This is a genomic window from Mesobacillus sp. ABV4_180 (assembly GCF_056158485.1).
Map to the genome: position 1 here is coordinate 2,884,422 of NZ_JBSWTJ010000001.1, position 13,197 is coordinate 2,897,618.

Sequence of the window (13,197 nt, forward strand, 5' to 3'; positions counted from 1 at the left end):
TTTAGCTAATTTTACCATCAGCAATAAAATTCTCAACCATCTTTTTAAATTTTTTAAAATAATTAAAAAATCCAAGTAACTTTTACAGTTATTATTTGTCTATGATTTTTGGAGAGAGGGGGATGTAATGTCGGATCCAAGAATCGAATTATACGAAACCTATAAAAATGCGATTTTTTTATACTTGTACCGGTCAACACTGAATCGGCATGTTGCTGAGGATCTTACACAGGATACTTTTTTAAAAGCTTTCCAAACACTAGCCAGTTTCCGTGGGGAATCCTCATTAAAGACCTGGCTTTTTAAAATTGCCAGAAATACTTTTATCAATTTCAGCAAGAGAAAACATAACAATATGGAGTTTCAATCTGATGAGCTTGATCAGCAATTTGTACAACAGCAAGATCTGTACAAAAACTCAGATGATCAGCACGAAATTGAGCTTACATTACTGATGCTTCCTGAAAACTACAGAACTTATATTATTTTGCGGGATGTCAATGACCTCTCCTATGAAGAGGTAGCCACAATCACAAACGAAACAATTGGCCAGGTAAAGGTTGGCTTGTATAGGGCACGGAAGAAATTCAGGGAAATCTACAATAAGATGGAGGATGGGGAATGAAATTGGAACATGATGTAGTCCAGGATCTTTATCCATTATATATAGAAAACGATTTAAGTCCTTCGGTAAAAGTTTCAGTGGATGAGCATTTGCAGGCTTGTGAAGCATGCAGGATTTTTTACGAAACCGGAGAAAGAAGCATTACAGTAGCTAACATGGATGAACCGAAAGTATCCAGCTCCCTGGATGATAAAATCATCTTAAAAATGAAGCTGAATCGATTAAGGCTTGTCACTGTGGTCCTCGCAACCATTATTTTTTCAATGGTCCTCACAGATTACGTGAAGGAACGCGAAAAAATGTTCATGGCCGTAGACAACTATTATGGCACGATCAGAAACTTTTCGGGAATGTTTGATGTTGTTAAAACCGAAGGACAGAGCCTTGAATTCCTTCAGGAAATGTTACATCAGTTGTTCGAAGAAAATATGACACTTGAGGAACATATAAATATTTTCGAAAGAAAAAATATTAACACAACTGCCTTCCATCTAAGCCTGAATACGCAAAGATTGAATTCCATGTTTGAAGTCTTGAAAATCCGTTATGACCAGGGCAGATGGACAGAAACAGACGAAGCAGCATTTCAATCTGTAAAGGATTATTTCATTGAACAGGAAAAAGTCATGAGAGTGGAATATAGAAAAACACATCATGGATATAGTTCATATCTCCACAACCTGGATGTAAAAACAATGGACCAGTTTTATGAAAAAATGAATCTCTTGAGTTACAGTTATACACGATTTCATAAATTGCCTGATCAAATGAAAATAATGAACGAGGCAGAATTGAAGAGCCTGATTGCCAATACTTTGGATATAGATAGAGATAAAATCAAATTAAAAAAGGAAAGTCCGATTAATGACTTATTTGTCTACCATTTTGATATCGGAGCGGGATTCGGTGGGACAATTGATGCAATCACAGGTCAAATCACGAATTATACCGGGAATACCGGAGCATTAAATGATGGTCCCCTCATAAGCGAGGAGGAAGCTGAGAGTAAGGCAAAAGAATATTTAACAAAAATCTATGGAGAAAACCTTAACCTTGAGCTGGTACCATCAGGGTTCAATTACAACTCTTTCTCAGATGATCCAAGACATAAAGTCTACAGCTTTAAAGCAGTCCCAAACTTTAAAGGGATAGCATTGTATTCTCCGCTGGAATCCGAAACCATCATCAACGTTAATGCCAGGAACGGCGAGCTTGAAAGCTTTGATCACAATCGTTATATCCCCTCCTTCGAAAAATTTGATCAAGTTGACCTTTCAGCAATACTAGAGAATAAGGGCAATAAACAGCCGGTCATCATTTATTCAGCACTGACAGGAAATTTCGAGCTTGTCTATATGGAGTCTGATTTGGATTACTACGAAGAAGGAAAATTCATTTCAGCGACAACTGGACTGCATGAGAAGATTTATATTGAAGAAAGATAAATTCGCACGAGACAGTAGGCAAACTCGAGAAATCTGAGGTTGTCAGCTGTCTTTTTTGTACATTACAATTATTTGTGTTTTCATACCCGGTTTGCTACATTTAAAATAAGGAGTCTTTAACCTACGAAGGCGTTGTTAACTAAACCGTTATTTTTTGAGGGGTGTACATAAAATGGAATCAACATTTTATCAAAAAGATGAAGTAACTGAGTTCATCAAAGCCAACAGGGATCTTTTTGAACAACAATTATTATCAGAGGCAGTTAACGTTGCATCAAAAATCAATGAAATCCTCCAAAAGGGAAATATCGACCTCTTAAAAAACGCTGAAAAGTTAGTCGTTTACATAGTGGAACAGCAAGAGGAGAACCTTGTTGCGTTTGCAGAGCAAGAAGGATTGGCATGGGCAGAGCATTCCCTGACCGTTGCATTTAAATTGGAATGGATACAGGCCATAAGAAGGACATTATGGCATTTCCTTAATCAATTCGACCGCTTGAATAACAGTTTTACTGACCGTGATGAATTCTTCCGTCTTGAGAAAAGGATCAACGACCAAGTCGATCAGTTCTTGAACACTTTTTTCTTAAGCTATACTAAATACAAGGATGAAATCCTGAACTCGCAAAGAAAGCTGGTTGAACACCTTTCAGTACCAATCATTCCAATCAGCAATTCTGTTGCTGTCCTGCCTTTGATCGGCATGATTGATGAATACAGAATGCGCATCATTGAAGAAAAAGTCCTCATGGATATTTCAAGGCTGAAAGTGCAGACATTGATCATGGACCTTTCAGGTGTCGCTGAAATGGAAATGAATGTGATTGATCATTTCCAAAAAGTTTTGACTGGAGTAACAATGATGGGCTCAAAGGCTGTTATCACGGGCATGAGGCCTGAACTTGTAAGAAGGATGATTCATGCCGGTATATCCTTTGAAGAAAAAGCAGAAACAAGAGGTACATTGCAGCAAACATTGAGATCTTATTTGGATAATGAAGTTTCGAAATAATATTACTAATAAAAGCCCCTTTGACTTCAAAGGGGCTTTTTCCAGGCTAATACATAAGGAATTTAAATCATCAGGATTTCACGAATGTCCTCTTCAGTTAGGGATGCAGAGGATTTTTCGTCGATTATTTCTTCAATCATATTTCTCTTCTTATCCTGAAGCTCGTTCATCTTCTCTTCAACCGTTCCCCTGGCAATGAGCTTGATTACCTGTACGGTATTTTTCTGCCCCATTCGGTGGGCACGGTCTGCCGCCTGCTCCTCGACTGCCGGATTCCACCATAGATCATACAGAATGACCGTATCCGCCCCGGTAAGATTCAATCCGGTCCCTCCCGCCTTCAAGGAAATCAGGAAGTAGTCCCTTTCTCCTTCGTTAAATCGTTCACACGTTTCTACACGTTCTTCAGATGGTGTCTTTCCATCAAGGTAAAAGTACGGAATCCCCTGATCAGATAATTCTCTTCCAATCATCGAGAGCATTTTCGTGAACTGTGAGAAAATCAGGACTCTTCTGCCTGAAAATCTGGATTCCTCGATGATCTGTTTCAGTTGTTCGAACTTTGCAGAACTGCCCTTGTAGCCGTCCACGAACAAAGCTGGATGGCAGCAGATTTGACGTAACCTTGTCAATCCGGCCAGGATCTTGATTCGATTTTTTCTGATTGTATCTTTATCAAGCTGTTTTAATGTTTGGTGGCGGAGTTTTGCCAAGTATGCTGCGTACAGTTTTTTCTGTTCAGGAAGCAATTCCACTGTATCAATCGATTCAATTTTTTCCGGCAGCTCAGCCAATACCTCTTCTTTAACCCTTCGCAGTAAAAATGGACGGATTCGGCGAGCAATGGTTTTATTTGTCAGATTACTGTATTCTTTCAACCCCTGAAAAAGCTCGGGGAAGACGACGCGGAAAATAGACCATAATTCCTCAATCGAATTTTCAATTGGCGTACCTGTAAGCGCGAACCGATGTTCAGCCTGCAAACTCATGACGGCCTTCGCCGTCTGCGTCAGCGGATTCTTGAACGCCTGTGCTTCATCGAAAAAGATGGTATGGAAATTCAATTTTTCATACAGATGAATATCCTTCCGCAGCAACATGTACGATGTGATAACCACATCCATACCCGACAAGTCTTTTAAGAGCATTGCCCGGTCGGTTTTATTGCCGTCAATGATGACTGCCTGGATATCAGGTGTGAATTTCATGAATTCACTCAGCCAGTTGTAGACAAGAGAAGATGGGCACACAATTAGTATTGGCTGTTCCCTTTTTCGTGCAACCCCAAGTTCTGATGCAATATACGCAATACTTTGAAGTGTTTTGCCAAGTCCCATGTCATCTGCTAAAATTCCGCCGAATCCATAGCTTGCGAGAGTTTTCATCCATTGAAAACCCTGCTTCTGGTATTCACGCAAGACAGGAGCCAAATGTAAAGGGACTTCAAATTTCACACTTCCCGGGCTGCTGACTTCTTCTATAAACTGTCGAAATGAGTCTTCGAGCATAAATACAGATTCATTCTCCAATGAATCAAGCATTTGCATGCCGCGCACGATTGGCATATTCAGCCCTTTTTCCAGGTCCTCATTTTGAACTGGTCCTGCCTTCAGGAAACGCTGGATTTCTTCCCACTCTCTTGTTTCAAGTGACATCAAGGCTCCATTTCGCAAACGATAATACTTCCGTTTTTCCTCAAGTGCTTCAAGGACATCCCTGATCTGCTTTTCAGGAATTCCATCCATTTCAAATTTGAATTCAAGCCAGTTAGTCCGCTCCTTTTTCACCTTGACCCGGATTTGCGGACGGGCCGGCTCTCTGAATATCCTGTTCCTGACTGCTGTCGTTGCGTATATCTGTACCAGCCTTTGAAGCTTTGGCATGACATGGTAAAGAAACTCATATTCAAGCTCTTCATTGTGCAACAGATAGCCGCCATCTGTTTTTGCAAATGAACTTTCATCCAGCATCTCGAGGATCATGTTTTCCCTCTCAATGTCCCTGATTAATAGCGAATTCAGCTTGGGCTCCCTATTCTCAACTGGATTGAAGACAATATTTCCATACTGGAATTCAATTCCCGCCAGCAAACGGTTATTCAAGCGATCAAGATACAACTTCGCAGACAGTGGCTCCGATAAAAACTGCTTCGTTATATCTCCATCTATTTGCACCTCACCAATCCTTCGCAGACCCGGAACCACTTTTTCAACAAAAAAATTCATCTGTTCCTGCAGAATTGGAATGCTATCAGTTCTTGATTGATGAAGCATATTTTTAAGGTCAAATAGTCTTCCACAATCCTCACTGCTCAACTTGACCAATTGCCCATAGGACCAGACAAGGTCATATTTATTGAGAACGATCACCTGATCAATTCCAGTTATTTTTAACGAGTAATCTTTATCTTTATTTTTCACAAAATTGAATAGCAGCGGCAGCCTTTCGGTCGTAACAGAAAATCTTCCAGTTACCTTCCCTTCCATTTCCAGTTTAGTCTCTGGAGCGCTCACAAGGATTGCCTGAAGCTGGGGCCAAAAGGAGGGCGGAATGATCAATGTGGACTTATCATTTTCTTCATTATGAAGGTCTTCATGATCCTGGATGATCTGGATTAGCATTCTGATCACAGCATCTGCTTGATTTGTAAAGCACTGAAGACTCGGTTCATATGTGAACAAGCTTGAAAGCGCCGCAGACTGGTGATGTTTAACATTTTCCAAAAACCCTCGGATATCATCAATTTTTATAGGGCCAATACTCATCAAGAGTCCTAGCATCGTTTGCTGCTCATTGTCAGTGACCGGTTTGATCCTGAATTCAGTGTTCAGGACCTGCCTTGTCTCAAAATGGAGCTGGTGACCACTAGAGCGGCGTGGCACTTCATTGAAAATTGTCAGCAATCCATGAGCAAGGCTGTCCGACGGGTCCGGATTCTTCTGTGATGAAAGTGCCATTCCTCTTTTTTGTTCATCAAGGATCGCGAGCAAAACAGCCGCCACGTGCTGGCACTCATGCTTCACCGATGTGAGTTTCGGACATGTACATTCAGTCTTGTAGCTGCCATCCTCATTTTTTATAACTGTAACATGGAATTCATCTGCACCCGTCACAATCGCTTCTGTCCGTTCATTGCTGTAATCTGTAACCCTTACTTTTCCCGCACGGTAAAACGCATCCCCTCGTTTGAAGGAAACAGTTCCGCACAAATCCTTGATGGCTTTTTGATTCAGTTTGATGTCCATGGGCTGCTTCCTCCTGAGGATAGGCTAATCGATAATTCTAAGTGTAGACGTTCTCGACTCATTTGTTAAGCGAGAAAAAAAGCATGGAGAGATTCCCCATGCTAAAAAAACACTAAATGTACTCTTGCTTTAAATTTTATTCCTCTTCCAACTCCACAAAATTCTTCAAAGCAGAAAGTTTATTATCCCAGTAAAGCTCAAAAAACGTCAGCCATTCTTTTAATTCCTGAAGCGGTTCAGGATGCAAAGTGTATCGTGTTTCACGGCCAACCTTTTTACTCGAAACAAGCCCTGCTTCTGATAAGACGAATAAATGCTTATTGATCGCTGTTCTTGTGATCGGGAAACTATCCGTTATGGAGGCGATCGGCATTTCCTGAACTGCAAGCAATTTCAGTATTTTACGGCGCGTCGGGTCAGCAACCGCTTGAAAGACATCATGTTTCGCTTGGGATGCAGGCATATTAACCCTCGATATAAGATTTCAGGCTTTCATTCACAATCTTATCCCAGCCACTGTCCATTCTGCCCATGATGACTGAATGAGGTTGTCCGAACTCAGTAACCTTATCAGGGTCCCATCCTGAATGGACCAACGTAAATTCCGTTTTGTTTTCTTCCAGCTCCCTCAGTTCAAATAGGAGCTGCCAATCCTTGCCCCAGTCAAAGGCTAAACGGTTCGGCGGGTCCAATTCAGTCACCTTACAAGGTGAATCCCCAAAAGGACCTGCATGAAGGATAAACTCACTTCCTAACTCAGGCACAAATGTATTCGGCATCCACCAAGCGGCAATACCTTCAGATGTTGCGACAGCATTCCATACTTTTTCAATTGATGCGTTAAAAACAACCTTTTTACGGATTTCAAGTTGTGTGTCCATTCGTATAACCTCCAACATTTAATAACACCCTTTAGTGTCATATTATCACTTTATAACACCTTTAAGTGTTATGTCAATAATAAAACCAGGCACTTTGCAAATGCCTGGCCAAATCCAGTTTTAAATCTCTATAATAATCGGCAGGATCATTGGCTTCCTTCTCGTCTGCTGGAAAATATGCTGGCCGACTGCCTTTTTGATTCCCTGCTTGATGACATTCCAGCGATATATATTTTCCTCTTGAAGATCTGTCACTGTTTTTGTCACAAGATTATTTACATCCCTCATTAAATCCTCTGAGTTCTTCACAAAAACAAATCCTCTGGAGATGGTATCTGGACCGGAGATGATTTTCCTTTCTGCCTTGCTTAATGTCAGGACGATGACAAGCATGCCATCCTCAGATAGTTGCTTTCTGTCACGAAGGACGATCTCACCGACGTCTCCAACACTCACGCCATCTACATATGTATCACCCGCTGGAACATTGCGAGTCTGACGTGCCTGTCCATTCTCAACCTCAACGATATCCCCATTTTTGATAATAAAGGTGTTGCCCTTTTCAACCCCTACTGATTCTGCAAGCAATCTGTGATGGTGCAGCATCCTGTACTCACCATGGATCGGGATGAAATACTTCGGCTTCATCAATGTCAGCATTAGCTTAAGGTCTTCCTGGTAGCCATGACCGGACACATGCATGCCGGTTGTGCTGCCGGAACCGTAGATGACTTTCGCTCCAAGTTTGAACAAATTATCGATGATTTTTGAGACATCCTTTTCATTTCCAGGTATCGGAGACGCGGCCATTATGACGGTATCACCAGGATAAACAGAAACATCACGATAGTTACCAGTTGACAGCCGCGCGAGAGCTGCCATCGGTTCTCCCTGGCTGCCTGTACACAAAATCGCAACCTTATCAGGATCCAATTGATCGACAACATTCGGTTCGATCAGCATCCCTTCCGGTACGTTCAAGTATCCTCGTTCAATTGCAACATCAACGACATTTACCATGCTCCTGCCAAGTAGAGCCAGTTTCCTGTCTGTCTTGATTGCAGCTTCGACGACTTGCTGCACCCGGTTCACGTTAGAAGCAAAGGTTGATACAAAAATTTTCCCTTCCGCTTTCATGAATGCTTCTTCCAGATGGCTGGCGACCATCTTTTCTGAAGGTGTCAGCCCCTTACGTTCCGCATTCGTACTTTCTGATAATAATACCATGACGCCTTCTGTGCCTATTCTGGCCATCTTATGGATTTCAGACTGCTCATTGTTTGCAGGAGTGAGGTCGAATTTGAAGTCTCCTGTATGGACAACATTCCCCTCTGGTGTGTGGAACACAACGCCAAGGCAATCGGGTATGCTATGGTTTACTTTAAAAAACGAAACTTTGACCTTTCCAAAATCCAATTCCGAATCTGAATTTATTTTTTTCAGTTCAGTACCTCTTAATAGCTTGTGCTCACTTAGTTTCAGTTCAATTAACCCCAATGTAAAATCCGTCGCATATACAGGAGCCTTCAGTTTTTTGAAAAAGTAAGGCACTCCGCCAATATGGTCCTCGTGTCCGTGAGTCACAATCAAACCACGGATTTTTTCTCTGTTCTCTTCGAGGTACGTCATTTCCGGAATGATCAAATCAATTCCGAGCAAGCTTTCATCGGGGAATTTTCCGCCGCAGTCAATCACAAAAATATCGTCCTCATATTGGACAACATACATGTTTTTTCCGATCTCATTAATACCGCCCAAGGCGAATATAGATAAAGTCACGTTATATCCTCCTAATCCATAATCGATTTTGTTAGTATTGCCTATGTTGGTTAAGATTATTTTGCACTGAAAATACTATAAAATCGTAGAAATCTTAAAATCCTGGCGATATTTCTTTGTTAAAAGGCAAAAGTCAAAACTCTATAGGCGAAAAAATGATTTTATTTGCAAATCCTATATGTTTGTTCGCAAAAAAACGTTTTTATTCGCAAAATCCATATGTTTATTCGCAAAAAAACGATTTTATTCGCAAACTGGAAAAAATCATTGATTTTTCCCAGTTCATTTATCCTCCCACAATCAAAAAAGACCAACTCGCTATATCACGAATTGGCCTTCTCTTCTATTTTTCAATCCAGGTATACATGTACTGATCGTCCTCAATATCCTTCGCTTTCTTGACAGTCTTCAGCGGCTTGAATGTATCGATCATAACTGCAAGCTCGAGTGTTTCTTTTTTACCGATGCTCGCTTCCGTCTTGCCTGGATGTGGTCCGTGCGGGATACCGCTTGGATGCAGAGTGATTGACCCTTCTTTGATTCCCTTGCGGCTCATGAAATTGCCTTCCACATAGTACAGCAGCTCATCGCTGTTTACATTACTGTGATAGTATGGCGCAGGAATCGCCTCTGGATGATAATCATATAGCCTTGGCACGAAGGAACAGATTACATAGTTATGACCCTCGAAAGTCTGATGCACTGGCGGCGGCTGATGGATTCGTCCTGTAATTGGCTCGAAGTCCTCGATATTGAATGCCCATGGATACAGGTAGCCATCCCAGCCGACAACATCAAGCGGGTGGTGATTCATGACATGGCGGTGCAGATGACCTCGTGTTTTCGTGATGACCTCGTGCTCCCCTTTTTCCGGGAAAGTCTCAAGTGTCTCAGGACCGCGGATATCGCGTTCACAAAACGGGCTGTGCTCAAGCAGTTGTCCGTATTCATTGCGATACCTGCGAGGAGTTGTGATCTGGCTGAAGGATTCCACAATCAGAGCCTTAGTCGGTTCTGTGTCATCAGGCACAACTCTGTAGATTGTACCGATTGGAATCACGACATAATCTCCAGGGCGGTATGTCAATGTACCAAACATTGTCTCTACTTTACCGGACCCATGATGGAAAAAGAACATTTCATCGCCATCACCATTTCGGTAATATTGCTTCATTGGTTCGGTGATATTCGCAAAACCAATCAGCAGATCATCATTTCCAAGAATGTATTCTCTGCCATGCAGTGCATCACCGGACTTGCTGATCTTGTCAGTCAGGAAATGCCTGTGGTTTAGTGAGGTCTGCTCTTCATATTCGGGCAGATAGCTGCCAATCAATTCACTCTTCACGACCTCTGTCGGCATATGGTGATGATAAAGGATCGACTGTGATCCAGAGAAGCCTTTCGTCCCCATTACCTGCTCCCTGAACAGTGAACCATCTTCTTTTTTGAAAATCGTGTGGCGTTTTTTCGGGATTTCTCCAAGCTGACGGTAATACATGAGAACACCTTCTTTCTAATCTTCTATGATATTATTTTTCAAGACACCAAGGCCCTTAATTTCAAGTTCCACTTCATCCCCTGGCACAAGCCATCGGTGGACATCGGTGCCAAGCTCTAGAATGCACCCCGTTCCTACTGTACCGGAACCGATTACCTCACCTGGATAAAGAGTTGTACCTGCGGAGGCACGTTCGATCATTTCACCGAAGGAGTAAAATAGGTCTTTCATATTGCCTTTAGAAAGTTCCCTGCCGTTTACTCGGGCGATCATCTCAAGGTCATAGCCCTTCCCTGCTTTACGGGATTCCAGCTCATCCTTGGTAATTAGGTAAGGACCGAACGAAGTTGCGAAATCCTTTCCCTTCGCCGGCCCAAGTCCGACCTTCATTTCCTGTCGCTGCAGGTCACGGGCACTCCAGTCATTCATGATAAAAAAGCCAAAGATATGTTTTCCTGCATCCTCCGCCTTGATATTCCGGCCTTCCTTCCCGATGACACAGGCGATTTCAAGCTCATAGTCAAGCCACGCACAGTCTTTTGGCCGCCTGATTTCTTCCTCAGGTCCTTTGATGGCGAGATGGTTTGTAAAATAAAACACAGGTATTTCATACCACTCAGGAATCATTTCCAGTCCCCGGTTTTCCCGGGCTGTTTTGACATGCTGCTCAAATGCGTAGAAATCGCGGACGCTCTTTGGATTTGGCAGTGGCGCTTTCAAAGTGACCTCATCCAATGAATATGAGCCATTTCCAGTCTCGATCAGCCCTTGATTTTTTTCGATATACTCCATGAATTGTTCCTGGTTTTCAATAAAAGCCAGCATATTGTCAGGCAAAGTGCCGTTCGAGGCTTCATGCATATCAACAGCCATATTTCGTGAATTAATCCATCCGGCAGTCATCGAACCATCTTTTTTCATGAACGTAATGAATTTCATGTCATCACCTATTTTCTTTGCAGCTCAAAGGTTTTTGCCAACGGCAGCGTATACGTTGCACCGGCCAGCCTGCCGACCGGGTTCAATTTTTCCGAATTGATGCGGCCATTTTCATATAAATCGTCATGGACATGGACATGCACGACCCTGCCGATGACCAGACTGCCAGCTCCAGCTTCATCACCACCGAAGTGGAGGACCTGGTCCAGTTCGCATTCAAGGTGTACCTTTGATTCCTGGACTCTTGGAGGATTAACAGCAACACTGCTGACCTTCGTCAAACCAGATGCGTTAAATTCATCAACCTCTGAAGTGAATTCAGTTGCACATTCGTTCATCTGACCTACAAATTCCTCGCTCACAATATTGATGACGAATTCCTTTGTCGCTTCGATATTTTTCAGCGTATCTTTCTTTGCTCCATCGGTTCCCCTTCTCATCGGTGAAAAGCAGACCATCATTGGATTAGCACTGATGACGGTAAAAAAGCTGAATGGCGCGAGATTGGCATTGCCGTCTTCATCCTGGGTCGAGACAAAAGCGATTGGCCGCGGGAGGACCGATCCCTGCAACAATTTATATGCGTCACGCCATTCAAGCGAGTCTGTTTTAATTTCCAAAGGTTACACCGCCCTTTCCTGAAAAAGCTGGCTGACGATTTGCAAAATGAACTCATGGTCTTCACGGGTGCCCAGTGTGATTCGGAATGCTTCCTTGTAGCCAGGAAGCAGCATCTGGCGGACAAGCACGCCATTTTCCGTCAGCGCCTGGATGACCGACCTGTTTGTGAAGGCATATATGAAGTTGGTATGTGAAGGAAAACTATCAATCTCCAACTCTTTGAACTTAGAACTCAGATATTCTCTTTCTGTACTATTTTTAGCTGCGCAGTCCCTGACGAATGCCTGGTCCTCGATGGCCGCGACAGCACCCGCCTGGGCCAGCTGGTTGACATTAAACACATCCCTGACTTTGTGAAGTTCCTTCGCGATATCTTCATGCATGATGCCGTATCCCACACGCAGGCTTGCAAGGCCATAGATCTTTGAAAAAGTCCTGAGGATGACAATATTTTGATAATGATCCAGCAGCGGCATCGTATCCAGGTATTCATCAGAATCTGCATATTCAAAATACGCTTCGTCCATGATGATCAGGACATTCGATGGTACATTGTCAATAAACGAAAGCAGCTCTTGTTTACCAACAATGGTTCCGGTTGGGTTGTTCGGGTTGCAGACGAATACCATTTTTGTCTTTTCAGTTATTGCTTCCTGCATCTTTTTAAGATCATGCCTGCCGTCTATCATCGGAACTGTAACCGCTTTGCCGCCTTCAATCAGCACATTCGTTTTATAGCGAGGAAACGTTACTTCTGCCATGACAGCTTCATCATTTTTATCGATATAAGCTCTTGTCAACAGCCGGATGATTTCCTCGGACCCATTGGAGACAAGAAAATGCTTCTCATCCAGTTTGTAATGTGTTGAAAGCTTTCCGACAATTCCAGAAGTCATGCCGTCTGGATAAAATGCAAGATTCGCCGCTTCCTGTATGATCGCTTTGCGGACTTTAGGTGATGTGCCATATACATTCTCGTTATCCGAAAGCTTCCTTACTTTACTGATGCCAAACTGTTCCTTGATTTCCTCAATGGTCTGGCCGAGGGCATATGGTGTGATTCCTTCAAGTTCTGCTCTTGCTTTTGCATTCATATTGATCCCCCAATTTCTAAGTAGCCTTTTATGACGAAAAGGGAGCGAATCGCCC

Annotated in this window: 11 protein-coding genes; 3 read left to right on the forward strand and 8 right to left on the reverse strand. The window is 42.7% G+C overall.

Translation table 11 applies throughout. From position 1 onward, the window contains the following. Positions 1 to 127: 127 nt before the first annotated feature. From ACXAEA_RS14875 to ACXAEA_RS14885, 3 genes are all read left to right on the forward strand, one after another. Positions 128 to 625, forward strand: coding sequence for an RNA polymerase sigma factor (locus ACXAEA_RS14875; protein WP_475096663.1), 498 nt, complete (start codon positions 128 to 130; stop codon positions 623 to 625). Beyond that, on the forward strand, positions 622 to 2,070 hold the full coding sequence (locus ACXAEA_RS14880; protein WP_475096664.1) for a zf-HC2 domain-containing protein: 1,449 nt from the start codon (positions 622 to 624) through the stop codon (positions 2,068 to 2,070). Before ACXAEA_RS14875 ends, ACXAEA_RS14880 begins: the two co-directional genes overlap by 4 nt. Before the next feature lie 172 nt (positions 2,071 to 2,242). Beyond that, positions 2,243 to 3,082, forward strand: coding sequence for an STAS domain-containing protein (locus tag ACXAEA_RS14885; protein WP_475096665.1), 840 nt, complete (start codon positions 2,243 to 2,245; stop codon positions 3,080 to 3,082). A gap of 62 nt (positions 3,083 to 3,144) precedes the next feature. Here ACXAEA_RS14885 and ACXAEA_RS14890 read toward each other — a convergent pair whose 3' ends face one another. The 8 genes from ACXAEA_RS14890 to hisC form a co-directional block, all read right to left on the reverse strand. After that, on the reverse strand, positions 3,145 to 6,327 hold the full coding sequence (locus tag ACXAEA_RS14890; RefSeq protein ID WP_475096666.1) for a DEAD/DEAH box helicase: 3,183 nt from the start codon (positions 6,325 to 6,327) through the stop codon (positions 3,145 to 3,147). A 136-nt stretch (positions 6,328 to 6,463) separates the two neighbouring features. Then, entirely contained in the window at positions 6,464 to 6,790 is a 327-nt protein-coding gene (locus ACXAEA_RS14895) for an ArsR/SmtB family transcription factor (RefSeq protein WP_475096667.1), read from the reverse strand. A 1-nt stretch (position 6,791) separates the two neighbouring features. Continuing rightward, positions 6,792 to 7,208: an SRPBCC family protein gene (locus ACXAEA_RS14900; RefSeq protein WP_475096668.1), complete on the reverse strand. Its 417-nt coding sequence runs from the start codon at positions 7,206 to 7,208 to the stop codon at positions 6,792 to 6,794. 120 nt (positions 7,209 to 7,328) lie between these two features. Then, complete coding sequence (locus tag ACXAEA_RS14905) at positions 7,329 to 8,987, reverse strand: ribonuclease J (RefSeq protein WP_475096669.1); 1,659 nt, start codon at positions 8,985 to 8,987, stop codon at positions 7,329 to 7,331. A 343-nt stretch (positions 8,988 to 9,330) separates the two neighbouring features. After that, on the reverse strand, positions 9,331 to 10,488 hold the full coding sequence (locus ACXAEA_RS14910; protein ID WP_475096670.1) for a homogentisate 1,2-dioxygenase: 1,158 nt from the start codon (positions 10,486 to 10,488) through the stop codon (positions 9,331 to 9,333). A 15-nt stretch (positions 10,489 to 10,503) separates the two neighbouring features. Beyond that, positions 10,504 to 11,427, reverse strand: a complete 924-nt coding sequence (locus ACXAEA_RS14915; protein ID WP_475096671.1) for a fumarylacetoacetate hydrolase family protein — start codon at positions 11,425 to 11,427, stop codon at positions 10,504 to 10,506. Positions 11,428 to 11,435: 8 nt separating this feature from the next. Next, positions 11,436 to 12,047 carry a flavin reductase family protein gene (locus ACXAEA_RS14920; RefSeq protein WP_475096672.1) on the reverse strand — a complete coding sequence of 204 codons (612 nt, stop codon included), beginning with the start codon at positions 12,045 to 12,047 and terminating at the stop codon, positions 11,436 to 11,438. A 3-nt stretch (positions 12,048 to 12,050) separates the two neighbouring features. After that, on the reverse strand, positions 12,051 to 13,142 hold the full coding sequence (hisC, locus tag ACXAEA_RS14925) for a histidinol-phosphate transaminase (RefSeq protein ID WP_475096673.1): 1,092 nt from the start codon (positions 13,140 to 13,142) through the stop codon (positions 12,051 to 12,053). Positions 13,143 to 13,197: the final 55 nt, after the last annotated feature.